We start from the raw sequence: 21,055 nt of genomic DNA, 5'->3' as shown, positions 1-21,055 counted from the left end.
TATGGAAAACCAAACCAACCTGCACCCGCTGCTGGGCCGGCTGAGCTGGGACGCGATCCCTTACCATGAGCCTATCCTGGTGGCTACCTTCGCCATGGTGGTCCTGGGCGGCCTGGCCGTCATGGGCGCCATGACCAAATACCGCCTCTGGGGCCCGCTGTGGCGCGACTGGATCACCAGCATCGACCATAAGAAAATCGGCATCATGTACATGGTGCTGGGCCTTGTCATGCTGCTGCGCGGCTTTGCCGATGCGCTGATGATGCGCATGCAGCAGGCGATCGCTTTCGGCGACGCTACCGGCTACCTGCCTCCGCACCACTACGACCAGATCTTCACCGCCCACGGCGTGATCATGATCTTCTTCGTGGCGATGCCTTTCGTGACCGGCCTGATGAACTACGTGGTGCCGCTGCAGATCGGCGCGCGCGACGTGGCTTTCCCGTTCCTGAACAACTTCTCCTTCTGGATGACTGCCTTCGGCGGCGGCCTGACCATGGTCTCGCTGTTCGTGGGTGAATACGCAAAGACCGGCTGGCTGGCTTACCCGCCGCTGTCGGGCATCCTGGCTTCGCCTGACGTGGGTGTGGACTACTACATCTGGTCATTGCAGGTGGCGGGTGTCGGGACGCTTCTATCAGGGGTCAACCTGATTGCGACCATCGTCAAGATGCGCGCGCCAGGCATGAAGCTGATGAAGATGCCTGTCTTCACCTGGACCTCGCTGTGCACCAACGTGCTGATCGTCGTCACCTTCCCGGTGCTGACCGCCGTGCTGGCCATGCTGTCCCTGGACCGTACCTTCGGCACCCACTTCTTCACCAATGACCTCGGCGGCAACTCCATGCTGTACGTGAACCTGATCTGGATCTGGGGCCACCCGGAGGTCTACATCCTGGTTCTGCCGGTGTTCGGCGTGTTCTCCGAGATCGTTTCCACCTTCTCCGGCAAGCGCCTGTTCGGCTACACCTCGATGGTGTATGCGACCGTGGTGATTACCATCCTGTCGTACCTGGTATGGCTGCACCACTTCTTCACCATGGGCTCCGGCGCCAGCGTGAACTCCTTCTTCGGCATCACCACGATGATCATTTCGATCCCGACTGGCGCCAAGATCTTCAACTGGCTGTTCACCATGTACCGCGGCCGTATCCGCTTTGAACTGCCGATGATGTGGACCATCGCCTTCATGATCACCTTCGTTATCGGTGGCATGACCGGCGTGCTGCTGGCCGTTCCTCCTGCGGACTTCGTACTGCATAACTCCCTGTTCCTGATCGCTCACTTCCACAACGTGATCATTGGCGGCGTGGTGTTCGGCGTGTTCGCTGCGATCAACTACTGGTTCCCGAAAGCCTTTGGCTACAAGCTGGACGTGTTCTGGGGCAAAGTCTCCTTCTGGTGCTGGGTGGTCGGCTTCTACCTCGCCTTCATGCCGCTGTACGTCCTGGGCCTGATGGGCGTGACCCGCCGCATGAGCCACTTCGAAGACCCTACCCTGCAGATCTGGTTCCAGATCGCGGCTCTCGGCGCTGTGCTGATCGCTGCCGGTATCGGCGCCATGCTGGTGCAGTTCTACGTGTCCTACCGCCGCCGTGCCGAACTGCGCGACGTGACCGGCGACCCGTGGGATGGCCGTACCCTGGAGTGGTCGACTTCCTCGCCACCGCCTGATTACAACTTCGCCTTCACTCCGCGCGTGTACGACAACGACACCTGGACCGACATGAAGCGCCGTAACTACCTGCGTCCAGTGGATGGCTTTATCTCGATCCACATGCCGAAGAACACGGCTGCTGGTTTCGTCATCGCCGGCCTGAGCGCCGCGACCGGCTTCGCCCTGGTCTGGCAGATGTGGATCCTGGCCGTCGCCGGCCTGGTGGCAACCGTTGCTGCCGCGATCATCCACACCTTCAACTACAAGCGCGATTACTACATCCCGGCTGATGAAGTCGTTGTGACCGAAGCAGAGCGCACCCGCAACCTGGAGGCAGCCAATGTCTGATCTCGTACTTGACCACGCAGCACACGGTACTGCGAAAGACGACATGGTGTTCCATGTCCGCGACCACCATCCGGAAAACGGCACCCTGCTCGGCTTCTGGCTCTACCTGATGAGCGATTGCCTCATCTTCGCCGTGCTGTTCATCGCGTACGCGGTGCTGGGCCGCCACTACGCCGGCGGTCCGTCCGGCGCGGAGCTGTTCGACCTGCCGACCGTGGCGCTGAATACCGCTTTCCTGCTGCTGTCGTCGATCACCTACGGCTTCGCCATGATCGCTTCGCAGCGCAAGAAGCTGGGCACCACCCTGCTCTGGCTGGGCGTGACCGGCTTGTTCGGCCTGGCCTTCCTTAGCCTGGAACTGTACGAATTCGCGCACCTGATCCACGAAGGCGCGGGCCCGGCACGCAGCGCCTTCCTGACCTCGTTCTTTGCGCTGGTCGGCACCCACGGCCTGCACGTGACCTTTGGCGCCATCTGGCTGGTTACCCTGATGGTCCAGCTGAACCGCCATGGCCTGACCGAAGCCAACACCCGCCGCCTGATGTGCCTCTCGATGTTCTGGCACTTCCTGGACGTGATCTGGATCGGCGTCTTCACCTTTGTCTACCTGATGGGAGTCCTGCCATGAGCGCACACCACGACCACGAACACGGCCACGGCGCACACGGCGACGGCCATGACCACGGCAGCATGAAAACCTATGCCATCGGCTTCATCCTGTCGGTGATCCTGACGGCGATCCCGTTCTGGCTGGTCATGGGCCACGTGATCAAGGATTCGAGCACTACCGCCTTTGTGATTCTTGGCTTTGCAGCGGTACAGATCGTGGTTCACATGGTCTACTTCCTGCACATGAACTCCCGTTCCGAAGGCGGCTGGACCATGCTGGCCCTGATCTTCACCATCATGCTGGTGGCGATCGTGCTGATTGGCTCCATCTGGGTCATGTACCACCTTGACCACAATATGATGCCGGACATGGCTGCTCCTGCCCCAGGCTCCACCGTGCAGCAAATGCACGACATGCCATAACCATGGCGCGCCCCGCTTCCTCGCGGGCGCGCCTGTTTTGGGCCGCCGGGATCGCGTTAGTCTCATTAGCTTTCCTGGCGCTCGGCACCTGGCAGCTGTACCGCATGCAATGGAAGCATGCGCTGATCGACCGTGTGAACCAGCGCGTTCACACGGAGCCAGTCGCGGTGCCGCCGCATGGCAAATGGCCGTTTCTCACGGCCGATAATTCGGAATACCTGCATGTCCAGGCCAGCGGCAACCTGCTGCTCGGCCAGACTACCCTGGTCCAGGCGTCCACCCAGCACGGCCTGGGCTACTGGGTCATGACACCACTGCAAACCGCTTCCGGCGACATCATCCTGGTCAACCGCGGCTTCGTCTCCGACCGCAAGGCTGGCGAGGCGACCGAGGCGCGTCCTGCCACGGTGACCGGCCTGCTGCGCATGAGCGAGCCGGTCGGTCGCGTCCTGCGCAAGAATGACCCGGCCAACCAGCGCTGGTACTCGCGCGACGTGCAAGCCATTGCCGCCGCCCATGGCCTGGGCCAGGTTGCGCCCTACTTCATCGATGCGGACGCCAGTCCGGCGCAAGAAGCCGGGCAACCCATCGGCGGGCTGACCGTGATCGCTTTCAACGATAATCACCTTGTCTATGCATTGACTTGGTATGCTCTTGCGTTGATGATCATCGGATTCACATGGCAAATCAATCGGAACAAACGCCGGATTGGGGTGGAATGAGGTCGCTGACCATCGCGACAGGCTCCAGCGACACTGCCGGCCATAAAAACATGCTGTACCTGATCCGGCTGCGCTGGATCGCGGTACTGGGCCAGATTACGACCATCGCCGGCGTCACGCTCGGCATGGGCCTGCACCTGCCCCTGCCCCAGATGCTGGGCGTGCTTGCCTGCCTGATCGCTTTCAACATCGGCAGCCATTTGCGCTGGCACGAAAACCCTATCGTTACCAATAACGAGATGTTCCTGGCGCTGCTGGTCGACGTGGCCAGCCTGACGGCGCAATTGCATTTCAGCGGCGGCACGACCAATCCCTTTGCCTTCCTCTACCTGCTGCAGGTGATCCTGTCGGCGGTGCTGCTGGATGCCTGGGCTGCCTGGACTACCGTCGCCATTACCGCCGCCTGCCTGGGCGGCCTGGCGCTGTTTTCCATGCCGCTACCCCAGATGCTGGAAAACTCCAGCGACTTTGCCCACCTGTATGTCGAGGGCATGTTGATTTGCTTCCTGCTGAATGCCGGCCTACTGGTCATCCTGATCAAGCGCATCACCGGCAACTTGAGGGAACGCGACGCCCGCCTGGCCGACTTGCGCCAGCGCGCGGCGGAAGAGGAACATATCGTTCGCATGGGCCTTTTGGCATCCGGCGCAGCGCATGAACTGGGCACCCCGATGGCCACCATGTCGGTGCTGCTGGGCGACTGGCTGCGTATGCCGGAATTTACCCAGGACCCGTCGCTGAGGGAAGAAATCGTAGAGATGCAAACCCAGCTAAAACGCTGCAAAACCATTGTTACCGGCATCCTGCTGTCGGCCGGCGAGCTGCGCGGTGAATCGTCCGCCAAGACCACGCTGCGCGCCTTCCTCGACGAACTGCTGGACGAATGGCGCCGCAACCGCCCTGTGGTGGACTTCGAATACGACGACCAGTTGGCGGAAGATATTCCAGTGGTCTTTGAATCCGCGCTGAAGCAAACCATCTTCAACCTGCTGGACAACGCGCTGGAAGCCTCGCCGCAGTGGGTGCGCCTGGTGGTTTCGCTCGAAGGCGAAGTCCTGAAACTGGCCGTGAGCGATCGCGGGCCGGGCTTTGCCGCCTCAATGCTGGCGCAATTCGGCAAGCCTTACCAGTCCAGCAAAGGACGTCCCGGCAGCGGCCTTGGCCTGTTCCTGGTGGTGAACGTAGCCCGCACGCTGGGCGGCACCGTCGAAGCCCGCAACCTCGATCAAGGGGCGATGGTAGAACTGCGCTTGCCGATATCGGCCATCGCCCTGGACTGGGAGCCGCCACATGAGCACTGACCGCCTGTTGTTAATCGTGGAGGACGACCCCGCCTTTGCACGCACTTTGTCGCGTTCCTTCGAACGGCGCGGCTACACCGTGCTGCGTGCTGCGAACCTGGAGGAAGTCAACGCGCTGCTCAACGAGCACACACCAACCCACGCCGTGGTCGACCTCAAGCTGGAAGGCAATACTTCCGGCCTGACCTGCGTGCAGGCGCTGAATACCCATTCGCCGGAAATGCTGATCGTGGTGCTCACCGGCTTTGCCAGCATCAACACCGCGGTCGAAGCGATCAAGCTGGGCGCCTGCCAGTACCTCGCCAAGCCGTCCAATACCGACGACATCGAAGCCGCCTTCCTGCACGTGGCCGGCGTGGCCGAAGTCGAACTGACCAACCGCTCCACCTCCGTGAAAACGCTGGAGTGGGAGCATATCCACAAAGTGCTGGCCGAGACCGACTTCAACATCTCCGAAGCCGCCCGCCGCCTCGGCATGCACCGTCGCACGCTGGCGCGCAAGCTGGAAAAGCAACGGGTCAAATAATCCATGGGATTCCGCCACGCTTTACGCTCCTTCTTCGTCGGCATCGACCGGAAGGATGGTCCCACCGCGCCGATCGCGCGAGTCGACATGATGCGGCAGGAAGGCCCGCGCCATTACCTCAAAGCTGTGCCGTCCGCTCGCGCAACTGGAAAGCGTCCACTGGTGATCGTACTTCATGGCAGCGGAGCGTCCGCAGAACAGGTGCTTGGCCTGGCCTTCCCTTATTCGCCGCTGTCGGTCTGGCTTGAAATCGCCGAACGCGAGCAAGTGATCGTTATTGCCCCCGACGGAACCAAACAACGCGGAACGCGCGCCTGGAACGATGGATTTGCAGGTATCGCGGGCAACCCAGCGTGCGACGACGTAGGTTTTATTGCCGCTGTAATCGATCGCGCCATCGCCGACGACGGAGCGGATCCGGAGCGAGTCTATGTGATTGGTGTGTCCAAAGGCGGCATGATGGCCTATCGCCTGGCCGCCGAACTGGCGCCCCGGTTGGCAGCGTTTTCCGCAGTGCTGGCAGCCATGCCACAGCGAGCGGAATACCGTTTACCCGCACAGCCGCTTTCCGCGCTGATCGTCGCGGGTACTGCCGACCCGTTCATCCCCTACCAGGGCGGAAAGTCGCTCATTACGCTTAGATTCATGGCGCCTGCACTGGGCATTGAAGCGACTGCCGCTGTGTGGCGCAAGCTGGCGGGGCTGGAGGGGGAGCCCATCGTCAGCAGCGCGGGCAGCGTCGAACGGTGCACGTGGGGCTCATCGACCGGCTCGCTGCAGGTTGCCCTTCTGAAGATCATCGGCGGCGGCCACGCGGAACCGAGCCGCAAAAAACGCTATCCCGGCCTGTTCAGCCGATTCCCCGGACACCAGAGCGCCGATGTCGAAACTGCAGAAGAAGCCTGGGCCTTCTTCAAGGACAAACAACGCAGTTCACAAGGTCATTTCGTGAGCGATCCGCTCGCCGAGGCGCTGCAATAGCAAGTGGATGTGGTAGCCGTCGACAAAGCCGTGGTGGGCCTGGATACAGAATGGGATCGTCATCGTATCTCCGGCCAGGTCGCTGTACCGTCCCCACGCAATGAGCGGAACGTCCGCAGTCTTGTATTCGTAGATCGGATGTTCAATAGCGCGCAAGTCTAGCCAAGGCATGCAGGTCGTGTAGATATTGTTCTTGAGCTCTCGCGGGGGCAGGTCGCGGCCAGTGTTGATGAACTCCCGAGTAACGCGCGCCTCGACGCCGGCCGCCAGGCTTCTCCTGATGAATTCCGAGCGGTCTTCCGAAATGTCGAACCTCGCGTAATTCAGGTTGTTATCCAGGTTGATAACCGTATAGCCGCCGTAGAAGCCGTCGATCTTGATCACCGCCCCTTCAAATTCCCGATAAAGGAAGTTGTCGACGTCCTTCACGCTCATGTACAAGCAGTACAGCAGGAAGTGAAACGGCTGCAACTGCCGCACCTTGCAGTAGTGCCGGAACTCCGGCAGCCGCGCGACGACGCTCAGGTTCAGCAATGGGTTCGCGTATTTGCTGAACGTCTCGTAACGGTCACGGCGAAACTCAAACTTATCCATGTCACACCTGCGGATTGAGCTTCTCGATTTTCGAATGGAGCTTGTTGAGGCCTGCGAGATAGGCCTTGGCGGAGGCGACGACGATGTCCGGGTCGGCGCCGACCCCGTTGACGATGCGGCCCGAGTGGGCAAGTCGCATCGTGACCTCGCCTTGCGATTGCGTTCCGGGGCTGATGCCGCTAATGGCGAACAGCACCAGCTCGGCGCCGCTTTGCGCTTTGCTTTCGATGGCGTTGACCATGGCGTCCACCGGGCCGTCGCCGGTGGCAACGGCGCTATGCTCAACGCCATCGATTGAGAACACGACGGTGGCGAATGGCAGCTCGCCGGTCTCCGAGCGCTGCGCCAACGAGACGAGGCGGTAATGTTCGCCACCCGCGGCGGCTTCCTCGCCGCTTACCAGCGCCATGATGTCTTCATCGAAGATTTCGGACTTGCGGTCGGCCAGTTCCTTGAACCGGGCGAAGGCTGCGTTCACTTCCGCTTCCGAATCCAGCTCGATGCCCAGCTCCTGCAAGCGCTGCTTGAAAGCGTTGCGCCCGGACAGCTTGCCCAGCACGATCTTGTTGGCGGTCCAGCCCACGTCCTCGGCACGCATGATTTCATAAGTTTCGCGTGCTTTCAAAATGCCGTCCTGGTGGATGCCGGAGGCATGGGCAAAGGCGTTGGCGCCGACCACCGCTTTGTTCGGCTGCACGGCAAAGCCGGTGATCTGCGACACCATTTTCGACGCCGGCACAATCTGCGTCGTATCGATGCCGCATTCAAGGTTGAAATAGCCGGCGCGTGTGCGCAGCGCCATCACTACTTCCTCCAGCGCGGTATTGCCGGCGCGCTCGCCCAAGCCGTTGATCGTGCATTCGACCTGGCGCGCACCGCCGATCATCACGCCGGCAAGCGAATTCGCCACGGCCAAGCCAAGGTCGTTATGGCAGTGCACCGACCACACTGCCTTGTCGGAATTGGGAATGCGTTCGCGCAGGCGGCGGATCGTTTCGCCATACAGCTCGGGCACCGCATAGCCCACGGTGTCCGGGAAATTGATGGTGGTGGCGCCTTCTGCAATCACGTTTTCCAGCACGCGGCACAGGAAGTCTTCTTCGGAACGGCTGCCGTCTTCCGGGCTGAATTCAATGTCGTCGGTGAATTGGCGGGCAAAGCGGATTGCCAGCTTGGCCTGCTCCAGCACCTGCTCGGGCGACATGCGCAGCTTCACCTGCATATGCAGCGGCGAAGTTGCGATGAAGGTGTGGATGCGCTTGCGGGCGGCCGGTTCCAGCGCTTCGGCGGCGCGGGACAGGTCGCGGTCATTGGCTCGGGCCAGCGAGCAGACGATCGGCTCGCGTACGGCCGCCGCAATGGCGCGGATGGATTCGAAATCGCCCTGTGAAGCAGCGGCGAAACCCGCCTCGATCACATCGACCCGCAGCTTTTCCAGCTGCCGGGCGATGCGCACCTTTTCTTCGCGGGTCATGGAGGCGCCCGGCGATTGCTCGCCGTCGCGCAAAGTGGTGTCGAAGATGATGAGGCGGTTATTCATGGAATCTCTCCTTTTGAACTGCCGCCCCAGCGGCATTATGCCTTGTCGTCAGGCGTCGTTTTCTCGATCAGCTTGACCGGATTACCTTTCACCAGGCGGGTCAGGTAAATCACGTAGCCGGAAAGTCCGTAAGCCACGAACAGCACGAACAGCACCTTCGGCGGGTCAATCGAGATCAGGGCGAAGAACATCGCAATCAGGAAGACCGCCAGGAATGGCACCGATTTGCGGAAGTTGATGTCCTTGAAGCTGTAGAACGGCACGTTGGAAACCATGCTCAGGCCAGCAAACACCGCCAGCACCCATGCTTGCCAAGGATACAGCACGCCATCCACATCCAGGTCGGTCAGCAGCATGACAAAACCAGCGATCAGGGAAGCAGCGGCCGGCGACGGCAGGCCCTGGAAGTAGCGCTTGTCCACTACTTCGATATTGGTGTTGAAGCGAGCCAGGCGCAGTGCGGCGCCAGCGCAGTAGACGAAGGCGGCGATCCAGCCCAGCTTACCCAGGCCGCGCAGCGCGAATTCATAAATCACCAGGGCTGGGGCAGCGCCGAAGGAGACCATGTCTGACAGCGAGTCGTACTGGGCGCCGAATTCGCTCTGGGTATTGGTCAGGCGGGCGACGCGGCCATCCAGGCCGTCCAGCAGCATGGCGACGAAAATCGCCCAGGCGGCGTGTTCAAAACGCTGGTTCATGGCCATGACAATGGCGAAGAAACCGCAGAACAGCGCACCGGTGGTGAAGGCGTTTGGCAGCAGGTAAATGCCGCGCGAACGCGGACGGTCGCCAGCCTCGCCCTTACGGCGGGCAAAGCGGCTGAACAGGGATTGTTTGGCGGCGGCGTTTTTAGGACGGCGTCGAGGGAATTTGGCCATACTATTCCATTTTGTGTAGTGTGGCCCCTATTATAGAGGACACTACTTCGGGCGGGGCGGCTTCAGTTCTTCGTCGCCCAAATGCATTTGCCCGGCGCGGATCCGGCTGACCGTGGCTACCACGGCGCGGCCCACGTTGCGCACTTCTTCCTGGAATGCGGTGGAGCGGTCCAGGGTGTCATGGCTTTTTGCATACGACTCGTAGTAGCCGATATAGCGGTCCAGCAAGGCCTGGTCACCGGAGGGGATCAGCCCCATCCAGCTTAGCCAGTCCGACAGGTTGCGCCGCAAGCTTTCCGCTCCCGCCACATCGCCATGCACGACCAGGCCGTAGGCCCGCCCGGCCAGGTGTTTGGGATACGGCCAGCCTGCCAGTTCCAGCTCCTTGGCCTCCTCCGCCTTTTTGCCGTGTGTGCTAGTCGGGTCGGGGTTGCCGCCGTCGGCGCACACCAGCCGGTCGATCATCAATTTCAGCGGCGACGGGGCCTGATACCAATAGACGGGGGTGACGATGATGACGCCATGCGCCGCCCCCCATTCCTCGTAAATCTGCGCCATCCAGTCATTCGTCTGGCGCATGGCGTGGTTGGGATAGCAGCTGCAGGGCCAATGGCATAGCGGCATGGCAGTCGACACGCAACCCTTGCAGGGGTGGATATGCTTGTCGTAGCCGGAGGTCAGCAAACTGAGGTCGAGCACCCTGGCATCCTGGCTCTCCCCTTGCAGGGTCTCTTTCAGCCACTGCACCATACGCCAGGATTTCGACATCTCGCCGGGGCAAGTGCCGTCGTTACGGGCGGCGCCGTTGATCAGCAAGATGCGGGAAGGCGTGGCGGGATCTTTCTGGACCTTTTCCGCTTGCAGCAGCCGGTCATGGGTTTCGCGCCAATCATCGGAGAGATCGCAGGAAGGGTCGGCAAAACCGGGGCCTGCGGGATGGGTGCGAGGCGCCTTGCGGCCCGCCTCATAGTTTTCCCACGCGACCTGCTCGACCTGCGCCAGCGCATCGCCCACCTTGCCGAATGCAGGATCGGCGAAGGAGCGGTGGAATTGCAGGCGGAATTGGTCCCGGTCCAGCGGGGCGGGCGCCTGGCCCTTGCGTATATCTGTCATGGCTGCCTCCATCGTCAGCAGCCAGCATGCGCCTGGGGGCGCGGCAACTCCGTACGCCACCGAACGATGGCGTACGGTTCAGGCCAGGATTACTTGAATTTAACCTTGCCGACCACGCGCATTTCCAGCGTGGTCTCGCCAGGCTCGAAACTTGGCTCGGCCACAGACTGGTCCATCTCAGCCTTGGCGGACATGCGGGCCATCATTGGCGCTGCGGCGCCGGCCGGGCCTCCGCCATAATTGCCGGAGCCTTCGTAATCGATGGTGTCCAGCACCGCATCGGTCACAGGACGACCCATGGCCGAAGCGATGGAGGCGATGCGCTCGTTCAGGTTCTTGTAAGTGGCTGCGATGCGCGCATCATCCAGCTTGCGGGTCGCGGCTGGGCTCAGGCCGAAGGACAGGCCATTCAGCGTCAGCACCTTCTGCGCGGAGGCCACGGTCTTCGGCAGCACCGAGAGGTTGGTGGTGGTCACCTGCACGTACTGGCCGACGCGCCATGCAGTCGGCTGGCGCGGCTTGGCGGCGACGCCGTTTGGCAGCGGACGGTCCTCCGGGTACACCGGATAGGTGTAGTAGCCCTGGGTTTTCAGCTTTGCTTGCGGGTCTTCCTTCTTCAGGATTTCCAGGCCCTGCTTGATCTTCTGGTTCACGCGGGACGCGGCGGCGGCCTTGTCCTTATCCTGCTCTTCGATCGCCATAACGGCCACGGCCTGGTCGTTCGGCGCAGTAACTTCACCATAGGCAGGCACGATGACGGTGGCGCCGGTGGTCGGGATGGATTGTGCGATGGCAGCCTGGGTGCCCAGCACCAGGGCGGCAGCGGCTACAGCTTTCAGGACGGTCATTGTTGTTCTCCTCAATTACGATGCAGGCACTTTAACTGAAAACGAACGGTCGATCTGTCACTCTTCGTCAGCATTTGTAACAGCGTTGAAATGATACCGTCATGCGCTTGTGGCATGATCACATGTCGTCCACTCCATTCATGAAAAAGGAAAATGGCAAAGTACCTGATTCCCGCACTGGCCCTGGCGGCCACGTTCGGCGCGCAAGCAGCGCCGGCCAAACAGCCTGCACAACCAAAACTCGTCCTGGTGATGGCCGTAGACGGCCTGCCGCAAGAACAGGTAACCCGCTACGCGCAACAATTCGGCCAGGGGGGCTTTCGCCGCCTGCTGGAACAAGGCGCATGGTTCAGCAATGCACACCAAGCGCACGGCATCACGGTCACTGCCGTTGGCCACGCCGCCATCCTGAGCGGCGCCTATCCATACCAGCACGGCATCATTGGCAATAACTGGGTCAACCAGGCTAATGGCGGCAGCATGTACTGCACCGAAGACACCAACTTCAAGTACATCGGCAATGAAAAAACCGATCCGCATGACGGCACCTCTCCTGCCAACCTGCGCGTCGACACGCTGGGCGACCAACTGCGCTATGCGACCGGCCTGCAATCCAAAGTGGTCACCGTGTCCGGCAAGGACCGCGGCGCGATTCTCCTGGGCGGAAAGACCGGCACCGCCTACATGTACATGGAAGAAAGCGGCAACTTCGCATCGACCACCTTCTACATGAAAGAGCACCCGCAGTGGGTGCAGAAGTACCAGGCCGGCAAGCCGCAAGAGCGCTACTACGGCGTGAAGTGGAAGCCGTTGCTGCCTGATTCGGCTTACGCCGGCGATTATGGCGATGCGCCGAACGTGCAGCTGTCCAGCGAGTCCGGCACGACGGATGCTGCCTACTACAAACGGCTGAAGGCCTCGCCGTTCCTGGACGAATTGACTGCGGATTTCGCACAGGCTGCGATTGAAGGCGAAAACCTGGGGAAGAATCCGGCTGGCGTGCCTGACCTGCTGGGCGTCAGCTTCTCCGCGCACGACCTGGCGAACCACGAGTACGGCCCGGAGAGCAAATATTCGCACGACCACCTGATGCGCCTGGACCGCATCCTGTCCAACTTCTTCTCCTACATCGACAAACGCATCGGCATGGAGAATGTGCTGGTAGTGCTGACCGCCGACCATGGCTTCCCGAACACGCCTGAATTTGCGAATGAAGTGCAGAAGGCCGGCGTTCAGCGTGTAGACAGCAAGAAGATGATCGAAGACCTGAACGCCCAGTTGTCTACCAAGTTCGGCTTGAGCAAGGGCGTGATGGCGTCTTCGCTGCCAAACTTGCACCTGGACTACGCCCAGATCGAAGCCAAAGGCCTGAAGCGTGAAGATGTCGAAAGTGCAGCCGCACGCATCCTGATGTCGCAGCCTGGCATGGCCGACGTCTACACCCGCACGCAGATGGAAAGCGGCGCCGTTGGCGGCAACCGGATTTCAATGTTGATGCGCCGCGCATGGAACCGCCAGCTTTCCGGCGACCTGATGGTGGTACTGAAGCCGCACTGGATCTTCGGCTTCGGCAGCGGCAAAGGCACGACCCATGGCGCCCCATACGCCTACGACACCAACGTACCCCTGATTGTGATGGGCAAGCGCTGGGTCAACTCCGGCCACTACGGCCAGTACGCCGAAGTCGTCGACATCGCCCCCACCCTCGCCTACCTGCTGAACGTCCGTCCCCCAGCCGGCGCCGAAGGCCGCGTCCTCACCGAAGCCCTGAAGTAACGGCTCTCGCAAAAATGTCCACCGTGGGGTCAGGAACGAAAGTGGACATTTCTTTTGGAAATGTCCACTTTCGTTCCTGACCCCACGGTGGACATTTTTGCTGAGCAATAAAAAAACGGCCCCGAGGGGCCGTTGAAGTTTGCTTCTAGGGACAAAATCAATTCTTGGACTGGTCGACCAGCTTGTTTTTGGCGATCCATGGCATCATCGCGCGCAGCTTGGCGCCGACTTCTTCGATCTGGTGCTCGGAGGTCAGGCGGCGGCGGGAGATCAGGGTCGGTGCGCCGGCCTTGTTCTCGAGGATGAAGGACTTGGCGTATTCGCCGGTCTGGATGTCCTTCAGGCACTGGCGCATCGCGTCCTTGGTGGCGGAAGTCACCACTTTCGGGCCGGTCACGTATTCGCCGTATTCCGCGTTGTTCGAGATCGAGTAGTTCATGTTGGCAATGCCGCCTTCGTAGATCAGATCGACGATCAGCTTCAGCTCGTGCAGGCATTCGAAGTAAGCCATCTCCGGCGCGTAGCCGGCTTCCACGAGGGTTTCGAAACCGGCTTTGATCAGTTCCACGGTACCGCCGCACAGGACTGCTTGTTCGCCGAACAGGTCGGTCTCGGTCTCTTCGCGGAAGTTGGTTTCGATGATGCCGGCCTTGCCGCCGCCGTTGGCCGATGCGTACGACAGGGCGATGTCACGGGCGGAGCCGGATTTGTCCTGGTACACGGCGATCAGGTGTGGCACGCCGCCACCCTGGCGGTAGGTGCCGCGCACGGTGTGGCCTGGCGCTTTAGGGGCGATCATGATCACGTCCAGGTCGGCGCGTGGCACGACTTGGCCGTAGTGCACGTTGAAGCCGTGGGCGAAGGCCAGCACGCCGCCTTGCTTGATGTTTGGTTCGACGTTTTCTTTGTACACCTGGGCGATGTTCTCGTCCGGCAGCAGGATCATCACGACGTCGGCGTTCTTCACTGCGTCGTTCACTTCCGCCACTTTCAGGCCAGCCGCTTCGACCTTGTTCCAGGACGCGCCGCCCTTGCGCAGGCCGACGGTCACGTTCACGCCGGATTCGGTCAGGTTTTGCGCGTGCGCGTGACCTTGCGAGCCGTAGCCGATGATGGCAACGTTCTTGCCTTTGATGAGGGAGAGGTCAGCGTCTTTGTCGTAGAAAACTTTCATGGTCATTCCTTGGGTGTGAATTCGGTTGAATCTATATTCGATTAATTAAACTTTGAGGATACGTTCGCCGCGGCCAATGCCGGAGCCGCCAGTACGGACGGTCTCCAGGATCGAGGCGCGGTCGATCGCGTCAATGAAGGCGTCCAGCTTGCTCTTGGCGCCCGTCAGCTCAATGGTGTAGGTCTTTTCGGTCACGTCGATGATGCGGCCGCGGAAGATGTCGGCGGTACGCTTCATCTCTTCGCGCTCCTTGCCGACAGCACGTACCTTGATCAGCATCAGCTCGCGCTCGATGTGCTGGCCTTCGGTCAGGTCCACCACCTTCACCACTTCGATCAGGCGGTTCAGGTGCTTGGTGATCTGTTCGATGATGTCATCGGAACCAGTGGTCACGATGGTCATACGGGACAGGGTCGCATCTTCGGTCGGCGCAACGGTCAGCGTTTCGATGTTGTAGCCGCGGGCGGAGAACAGGCCCACCACGCGGGACAAGGCACCCGCTTCGTTTTCGAGCAGTACAGAAATAATATGGCGCATGATTACAGGTCCTCCGAGCCAAGCAGCATTTCGGAGAGGCCTTTGCCGGCTTTCACCATCGGCCACACGTTTTCACTTTGGTCGGTAATGAAGTTCATGAAGACCAGGCGGTCTTTCATTGCGAACGCATCGCGCAGTGCGCCGTCGACATCGCCCGGTTTCTCGATGCGCATGCCGACGTGGCCATAGGCCTCGGCCAGCTTTTCGAAGTCCGGCAGCGAATCCATATAGGACTCGGAATAGCGCGAACCGTAGTCGATCTGCTGCCACTGGCGAACCATGCCCAGGAAGCGGTTATTCAACAGGATGATCTTCGGCGTCAGGTGGTACTGTTTGCAGGTCGCCAATTCCTGGATGTTCATCTGGATCGAGCCTTCGCCGGTGATACAGGCGACGGTCGCATCCGGATTGGCCATCTGCACGCCCATGGCGTACGGCAGGCCGACACCCATGGTGCCCAGGCCGCCGGAATTGATCCAGCGGCGCGGCTTGTCGAACTTGTAGTACTGCGCAGCCCACATCTGGTGCTGGCCCACGTCGGAAGTGACGAAGGCGTCGCCCTTGGTGATGTCGAACAGCGATTCAACCACTTGCTGCGGCTTGATCACCAGGTCGTTCGTGGCGTAGCCCAGGCACTTGCGGTCGCGCCATTCGTTGATCTGCTTCCACCAGTTTTTCAGCGCGGGCGCGTTTGGACGCTGCTCGGTCGCATCGAGCTGGGACAGCAGTTCAACCAACACGTCTTTCACGTTGCCGACGATCGGGATGTCCACTTTCACGCGCTTCGAGATCGACGATGGGTCGATGTCGATGTGGATGATCTTGCGCGGGCTTTGGCTGAAGTGCTTAGGATTGCCGATCACGCGGTCGTCAAAGCGGGCGCCGATCGCGATCAGCACGTCGCAGTTCTGCATCGCGAGGTTGGCTTCGTAGGTGCCGTGCATGCCGGGCATGCCGACGAAGCATGGATCGGAAGCGCGCGAACCGCCAAGGCCCATCAGGGTATTGGTGACCGGGAAGCCGAGCTTTTCAACCAGCTTATTCAGTTCATTCGATGCATGCGCCAGGATCACGCCGCCGCCGGTGTAGATCATCGGACGCTCGGCGCCCAACAGCAGCTGCAGCGCTTTGCGGATCTGGCCAGCGTGGCCTTTATCCACCGGGCGGTAGGAACGCATCTCGATATCCTTTGGATACGAGTACACGTGCTTGTGCATCGAAATGTCTTTTGGAATATCGACCAGCACCGGGCCTGGACGGCCGGTCTTGGCGATATAAAAAGCCTTCTTGATGGTTTCCGCCAGGTCTTTCACGTCCTTGACCAGGAAGTTGTGCTTGACCACCGGGCGGGTAATGCCGACGGTATCGCACTCCTGGAAGGCATCCTGGCCAATGGCGTGGCTCGGCACCTGGCCGGAAATCACCACCATCGGAACGGAGTCCATGTATGCGGTGGACAGGCCGGTCACAGCATTGGTGACGCCAGGTCCGGAAGTGACCAGCGCCACGCCCACTTTGTTCGAGCTGCGCGAATACGCGTCGGCGGCATGTACTGCGGCCTGCTCATGGCGAACGAGGATGTGCTGGAATTTGTCCTGCTTGAAGATGGCGTCGTAGATATAAAGAACGGCGCCGCCGGGATATCCGAAAACGTGCTCGACGCCTTCCTCAGCGAGGCAGCGGACGAGGATTTCGGCGCCCGTGATGGGAGCTTCGGTATTCATGAAACATTCCTTTCAAGGTCCATAGGAGATTGATCGGATGCTCTTGCCTAGCGAAGTGGGCGACACCGTGCACGACTCTCAGCTTCCCTTCTTTCTGCGGTCACACTGACCCTTCCCCCATGCGTAGCTGGAGTACAAGCCGGTGCTAAACGCAACTCGTTTGGCCGGAGTTTTGCAGCGGTTTCAAGCCTACCTCTCGCGCTTGTGGCACGGGTTAGAGCAAACTGCTGACAATAGAAAGCTGGCTTTTCGAAACGGCTTTGTGTGCCTGTCCCGAAGAACCGGGGAGCTTTGTGGTGTGCAAAGCGTCCTTAACGTTACCGCGCTGCACAATTTTGGTCAAGCTTATTCTGCTTTTTTTGTTAAAATGCCGGGATTGTTCAGACTAGCGATATAGCGCAGCCCCTTTTTCCGACGCATGGCCACAGACAAAGAATTATCTGATTTCCTCGAAAGCGTCGAGCGCCGCGCCTTCAAGCAAGCGGTTTATGCCGTCCGAAAGGATGAGTCCGCCCTGGACATTGTGCAGGATGCAATGATCAAGCTGGCCGAGAAGTACGGCGATAAGCCGGCTGCGGAATTGCCGATGCTGTTCCAGCGCATCCTGCAAACGACGATACTTGATTATTTCCGTCGGGAAAAAGTTCGTAATACCTGGGTCAGCCTGTTTTCCGGTCTTGGCCCTGGGCAAGACGAGCATGAGGACTTTGATATACTGGAATCCTACGAGGCTGAAGAGGGTTCCCAGGCGGCCGAGTCGAGTGCGGATCAGGTGGAACGGGCACAGATCTTGCAGATTATTGAAGAAGAAGTGCAAAAACTGCCTACGCGTCAACGAGAAGCGTTCCTCATGCGTTACTGGCAGGACATGGACGTAGCAGAAACCGCCGAAGCGATGGGATGTTCCGAAGGGAGCGTTAAAACGCATTGCTCACGAGCAACACACACTCTCGCTGAATCGCTCAAAGCCAAGGGAATTAAGTTATGAACACCGATGACACCAACTTTGCATACAGCGTGCGGCGCGCGCTCAATGAAAAGCTAGACGATCTGCCAGCCTCGACCACAGATCGCCTGGCCGCTGCCCGCATGGCGGCAATGAAGCGCAAAAAGGCCGATGCTCCGGCCCGCGTGCGCGTAACCCGCACCGCCCCTGCCCTGGCTGGCGGCGCTTCGGGCTTCTTCGCCAACCAGTTTGCCTGGTTCAACCGCGTCAGCGTGGCCCTGCCACTGCTGCTGGTGTTGGGCGGCATGGTCGGCGTGTACCAGTACGAACAACAGCAATCGATCGTGGAACTGGCAGAAATGGACGCAGCCGTGCTGTCCGATGAACTGCCGCTGTCCGCTTACCTTGACCAGGGCTTTGGCGCCTACCTCGAGACTCGCGAGCAATAAAGTATGGCGAGTGTGAGTGGTGGCAAGAAATGGATTGCTGGAACTATCGCCGTGCTCGGCGTGGGGATCGCTGCCGTCGTCTGGCTGGCGACCCGCCCTGCAGTGCCGCCGGCGCCGACTCCTTCGGCCTCCGCTACCGCTGCCGCCCTGCCGGTCGGCGAAAAACCCCATTGGTCCGACCTGAACCCTGCCCAGCAGCAGGCCCTGTCTCCGCTCGAGCCGACCTGGGAAGAGTTGGGTCCGGTACGCAAGCAAAAATGGATTTCCATCGGCAATCGCCTGGCCAAGATGAACCCGGATGAAAAAGCGCGCGTGCAGGAACGCATGCGCGAATGGGTCAACCTGACTCCGGCCGAACGCAAGTCTGTGCGCGAAAACTTTGCCCGTGCCCAGAAGAAAGCTACTCCGCCGGGCCAGCGTGCCGCCGAGTGGGAGCAATACCAGCAATTGCCGGAGGAAGCCAAGCGCGCCCTGGCAGAAGCCGCTGCAGCCAAGAAGAACCAGGTCGTCAAGACTCCAAGCCCGACCCAGGCTGCTGCGAAGACCCCGGCGCCAGTGAAGGCGCAAGGCGTGGGCCTGGTGCCTGCCCCGGGCACCGTTCCTCCAGGCACCGTGCCGCCGGCGCCGATCGGCCTGCCGCAGGGCTCGCCTGCAATCGTTCCACCGGGCAGCGCGCAAGGTGCTGCGCCTGTTTCCAACGTGGCTGGCGCCCCTGCCGCGGCTGCGCCGGCTGCACCTTCCGCGACGCCTGCCGCCGATGCCGCTGCCGCAGCTGCCGCCGCCCCAACTGCCGCGCCAAGCGCGACTACCGCCGTTCCGAATGCAAGCAAATAACGCTGTGCCGACCGTCAAGCGTCGCCTGATCTCGATGGTCTATGAAATCCTGCTGGCTTTTGCCGTGCTGTTCCTGCCATTCCTGGTGTTCGAGATTGCCACCAAGGCTAGCCATGCGCCGGTGATCGAGCATATGCGCCAGTTCCTTGCCTTCCTGATCCTGGGCGCCTATTTCATCCATCAATGGACGCGCAAGGGCCAGACCCTGGCGATGCAAACCTGGTGCATCAAAGTGGTGCAGCCGGGCCATGCTCACCTGCCGCTGCGCACCGCGGCGCTGCGTTATTTGTTCAGCTGGATGTGGGTGCTGCCAGGCATCGTGGTCGGCTTTCTGGCCGACCTCAGCAATAAGCACAAGCTTTACGCCCTGCTGGCCAGTGTGCTGGTGTGGTCGCTGACTGCTTTCCTCGATAAGGACCGCCAGTTCCTGCACGACCGCTGGACCGGCACCCGCTTGATCCAACTGCCGAAACCAGAGAAAAAAGGCAAGAAAGCCGCCTAAGCTCTCGCTATACTGGACTTGGACAAGGGAGGCAACCATGGACAAGGACAGCAGCTTCACTGGCTCAATTCCGGAAACTTACGAGCGCGCCATGGTGCCGCTCCTTTTCACGCCTTACGCCGTCGATATGGCGCGCCGAGCCGCCCAGCGGCGCCCTTCGCGAATATTGGAAGTTGCCGCCGGCACCGGCGCCGTCACCAGGCAGCTGCTGCAGGATATCCCTGGCGCGCAGATCGTCGCCACCGACCTCAATCCCGCCATGCTGGAGCAAGCACGCAAGGCGGTCGATTCATCCCACATCGAATGGAAGCAGGCCGATGGCCAGGACCTGCCCTTCCCCGACGCCAGTTTCGACGTGGTGCTGTGCCAGTTCGGCATCATGTTCTTCCCCGATAAGGCGAAGGGTTTCAGCGAGGCGCGCCGCGTACTGAAACCGGGCGGCCTGTATTGCTTCAATGTGTGGGATGGCATTGCCCATAACGATTTTTCCGCCACCATCAACCATGCGCTGGCCAAGGTCTTCCCCGACGACCCGCCGCGCTTCCTGGCGCGCGTGCCTTACGGCTGGCACGATATTGATGTAATCATGGAGGAACTGGCGCGCGGAGGCTGGAAGTCCGGCATTACACATGAAGTGGTGACCGCCACCAGCCGCGCGGATTCTGCCCGTTCAACCGCCGTGGCTTTGTGCCAGGGATCTCCGCTACGGGCCGATATTGAAGCGCGCGATCCGGCGCGACTGCAGGAGGCGACCGACGCGGTCATCGCGGCACTCACCGAAAAATACGGCAGTAGCGCGATTGAAGGCAAGATGCAGGCGATTGTGTTCACCTGTGTGAGAGATTAATCGGGCTCGATCACCAGTTGCACAGCGGTGCTGCTGAAATTGGAAATACCGTATTCGATCGGCTTGTCGTCCTGGTCGACGTAGACGGTTTCCACGAACAGGATAGGCTGGGATGCCGGCTGCGAGAGCCGTTGCGCGATATCGGGCGACGGCAGGCGCGCCGTGATCCTGCTCAGCCGGCGCTGGAATTGCTGCACGCCGAAACGCGCCAGCGCCAGGTGTGTCTTGCCCTCTTCAGCATAGGCTTCGCCAAAACCCTCGAAGCGCGGCAGCGGGAAGTACTGGGTACAGACACCGATCACCTTTTCGTCCACCACATCGAGCGAGCTGACCGCCAGCGCTTTGGAGCGCGAAGACAGCTCCAGCATTGCCGCGATTTCTGCGGAAGGACGCACCGCTTCCCAGCCGAGGATCTCGCTCTTGCCCACGCGGCGAGCCTTCACCACGCTGTGCGCGAGGCGCGTGCGGCGGCCGATTTGGTAATCGAGGAAGTCTTCGCGCACAAAGGTGCCGCGTCCATGCACCACGTCAACCAGGCCTTGTTCGACCAGCGCCTTGACCGCCTGCCGCACCGTGTGGCGGTTGACGGCGAAGCGCTCCGCCAGCGCAGTTTCGTTAGGCAGGCGCCCGGTCAGGCGGCCCGCCAGCACATCGTCGGCCAGCGCGGCCTGGATCTGCTTCCAGACCGCCGTGCCAGGCTGGCGGACAATCGCGTTTTCAAGCATG

At 60.9% G+C, this 21,055-nt stretch carries 22 protein-coding genes; 13 read left to right on the top strand and 9 right to left on the bottom strand.

Annotated elements, in window-relative coordinates; all coding sequences use genetic code 11:
* Position 1 precedes the first annotated feature (1 nt).
* From cyoB to AC1RTP_RS02650, 7 genes are read left to right on the top strand one after another with little or no spacing between them, the layout of a single operon-like run.
* Positions 2-2,005 (top strand): cytochrome o ubiquinol oxidase subunit I, encoded by a 2,004-nt coding sequence (gene cyoB / locus AC1RTP_RS02680; protein WP_498604498.1) that lies wholly within the window; start codon positions 2-4, stop codon positions 2,003-2,005.
* A 43-nt stretch (positions 2,006-2,048) separates the two neighbouring features.
* On the top strand, positions 2,049-2,633 hold the full coding sequence (gene cyoC / locus AC1RTP_RS02675) for a cytochrome o ubiquinol oxidase subunit III (protein ID WP_498604890.1): 585 nt from the start codon (positions 2,049-2,051) through the stop codon (positions 2,631-2,633).
* A complete protein-coding gene (gene cyoD, locus AC1RTP_RS02670) occupies positions 2,630-3,037 on the top strand; it encodes a cytochrome o ubiquinol oxidase subunit IV (RefSeq protein ID WP_498604497.1) in 408 nt (135 codons plus the stop codon). Before cyoC ends, cyoD begins: the two co-directional genes overlap by 4 nt.
* A 2-nt stretch (positions 3,038-3,039) precedes the next feature.
* Positions 3,040-3,759, top strand: a complete 720-nt coding sequence (locus tag AC1RTP_RS02665) for an SURF1 family protein (RefSeq protein ID WP_498604496.1) — start codon at positions 3,040-3,042, stop codon at positions 3,757-3,759.
* Positions 3,756-5,060 carry an ATP-binding protein gene (locus AC1RTP_RS02660; RefSeq protein ID WP_498604494.1) on the top strand — a complete coding sequence of 435 codons (1,305 nt, stop codon included), beginning with the start codon at positions 3,756-3,758 and terminating at the stop codon, positions 5,058-5,060. The genes AC1RTP_RS02665 and AC1RTP_RS02660 overlap by 4 nt, the downstream gene beginning before the upstream one ends.
* The gene (locus AC1RTP_RS02655) at positions 5,050-5,586 is read left to right on the top strand and encodes a response regulator transcription factor (RefSeq protein WP_498604493.1); all 537 of its coding nucleotides are present in this window, start codon (positions 5,050-5,052) and stop codon (positions 5,584-5,586) included. The genes AC1RTP_RS02660 and AC1RTP_RS02655 overlap by 11 nt, the downstream gene beginning before the upstream one ends.
* A gap of 3 nt (positions 5,587-5,589) precedes the next feature.
* Positions 5,590-6,567, top strand: coding sequence for a CE1 family esterase (locus AC1RTP_RS02650; RefSeq protein WP_498604492.1), 978 nt, complete (start codon positions 5,590-5,592; stop codon positions 6,565-6,567).
* Here the strand turns inward: AC1RTP_RS02650 and AC1RTP_RS02645 are convergent.
* From AC1RTP_RS02645 to AC1RTP_RS02625, 5 genes are all read right to left on the bottom strand, one after another.
* The gene (locus tag AC1RTP_RS02645; RefSeq protein ID WP_498604490.1) at positions 6,520-7,161 is read right to left on the bottom strand and encodes a CatA-like O-acetyltransferase; all 642 of its coding nucleotides are present in this window, start codon (positions 7,159-7,161) and stop codon (positions 6,520-6,522) included. The genes AC1RTP_RS02650 and AC1RTP_RS02645 overlap by 48 nt on opposite strands.
* A 1-nt stretch (position 7,162) precedes the next feature.
* Positions 7,163-8,701 (bottom strand): 2-isopropylmalate synthase, encoded by a 1,539-nt coding sequence (locus AC1RTP_RS02640; protein ID WP_498604489.1) that lies wholly within the window; start codon positions 8,699-8,701, stop codon positions 7,163-7,165.
* A 35-nt stretch (positions 8,702-8,736) separates the two neighbouring features.
* Positions 8,737-9,579, bottom strand: a complete 843-nt coding sequence (gene pssA / locus AC1RTP_RS02635; protein WP_498604488.1) for a CDP-diacylglycerol--serine O-phosphatidyltransferase — start codon at positions 9,577-9,579, stop codon at positions 8,737-8,739.
* Between the two features lie 42 nt (positions 9,580-9,621).
* On the bottom strand, positions 9,622-10,692 hold the full coding sequence (locus tag AC1RTP_RS02630) for a flavodoxin family protein (protein WP_498604486.1): 1,071 nt from the start codon (positions 10,690-10,692) through the stop codon (positions 9,622-9,624).
* Between the two features lie 89 nt (positions 10,693-10,781).
* A complete protein-coding gene (locus AC1RTP_RS02625; protein ID WP_498604485.1) occupies positions 10,782-11,540 on the bottom strand; it encodes an SIMPL domain-containing protein in 759 nt (252 codons plus the stop codon).
* 153 nt (positions 11,541-11,693) lie between these two features.
* Between AC1RTP_RS02625 and AC1RTP_RS02620 the strand changes: the two genes are divergently transcribed.
* Positions 11,694-13,316, top strand: coding sequence for an alkaline phosphatase family protein (locus tag AC1RTP_RS02620; RefSeq protein WP_498604484.1), 1,623 nt, complete (start codon positions 11,694-11,696; stop codon positions 13,314-13,316).
* 157 nt (positions 13,317-13,473) lie between these two features.
* Here the strand turns inward: AC1RTP_RS02620 and ilvC are convergent, their stop codons facing one another.
* From ilvC to AC1RTP_RS02605, 3 genes are read right to left on the bottom strand one after another with little or no spacing between them, the layout of a single operon-like run.
* A complete protein-coding gene (gene ilvC / locus AC1RTP_RS02615; protein ID WP_498604483.1) occupies positions 13,474-14,490 on the bottom strand; it encodes a ketol-acid reductoisomerase in 1,017 nt (338 codons plus the stop codon).
* A gap of 45 nt (positions 14,491-14,535) precedes the next feature.
* Positions 14,536-15,027, bottom strand: a complete 492-nt coding sequence (gene ilvN, locus AC1RTP_RS02610) for an acetolactate synthase small subunit (RefSeq protein ID WP_028104341.1) — start codon at positions 15,025-15,027, stop codon at positions 14,536-14,538.
* Positions 15,028-15,029: 2 nt separating this feature from the next.
* On the bottom strand, positions 15,030-16,751 hold the full coding sequence (locus AC1RTP_RS02605) for an acetolactate synthase 3 catalytic subunit (RefSeq protein ID WP_498604482.1): 1,722 nt from the start codon (positions 16,749-16,751) through the stop codon (positions 15,030-15,032).
* A 418-nt stretch (positions 16,752-17,169) separates the two neighbouring features.
* On the opposite strand from AC1RTP_RS02605, the gene AC1RTP_RS02600 reads away from it, so the two are divergent.
* The 5 genes from AC1RTP_RS02600 to AC1RTP_RS02580 are packed head-to-tail and all read left to right on the top strand — an operon-like array spanning position 17,170 to position 20,329.
* Positions 17,170-17,739, top strand: a complete 570-nt coding sequence (locus AC1RTP_RS02600) for an RNA polymerase sigma factor (RefSeq protein WP_498604481.1) — start codon at positions 17,170-17,172, stop codon at positions 17,737-17,739.
* Positions 17,736-18,146, top strand: a complete 411-nt coding sequence (locus AC1RTP_RS02595) for a DUF3619 family protein (protein ID WP_498604480.1) — start codon at positions 17,736-17,738, stop codon at positions 18,144-18,146. Before AC1RTP_RS02600 ends, AC1RTP_RS02595 begins: the two co-directional genes overlap by 4 nt.
* Positions 18,147-18,149: 3 nt before the next feature.
* The gene (locus AC1RTP_RS02590; protein WP_498604479.1) at positions 18,150-18,980 is read left to right on the top strand and encodes a DUF3106 domain-containing protein; all 831 of its coding nucleotides are present in this window, start codon (positions 18,150-18,152) and stop codon (positions 18,978-18,980) included.
* The gene (locus tag AC1RTP_RS02585) at positions 18,967-19,482 is read left to right on the top strand and encodes an RDD family protein (protein WP_498604478.1); all 516 of its coding nucleotides are present in this window, start codon (positions 18,967-18,969) and stop codon (positions 19,480-19,482) included. The genes AC1RTP_RS02590 and AC1RTP_RS02585 overlap by 14 nt, the downstream gene beginning before the upstream one ends.
* Before the next feature lie 37 nt (positions 19,483-19,519).
* On the top strand, positions 19,520-20,329 hold the full coding sequence (locus AC1RTP_RS02580; protein WP_498604476.1) for a class I SAM-dependent methyltransferase: 810 nt from the start codon (positions 19,520-19,522) through the stop codon (positions 20,327-20,329).
* Here AC1RTP_RS02580 and phnF read toward each other — a convergent pair.
* Positions 20,326-21,054: a phosphonate metabolism transcriptional regulator PhnF gene (phnF, locus tag AC1RTP_RS02575; RefSeq protein WP_498604474.1), complete on the bottom strand. Its 729-nt coding sequence runs from the start codon at positions 21,052-21,054 to the stop codon at positions 20,326-20,328. The genes AC1RTP_RS02580 and phnF overlap by 4 nt on opposite strands.
* Between the last annotated feature and the right edge of the window lies 1 nt (position 21,055).

The organism is Pseudoduganella sp. GW821-FHT11H04 (assembly GCF_058807935.1).
The sequence above is the reverse complement of the archived record's forward strand: the minus strand, read 5'-3'. Positions and strand labels throughout refer to the sequence as shown.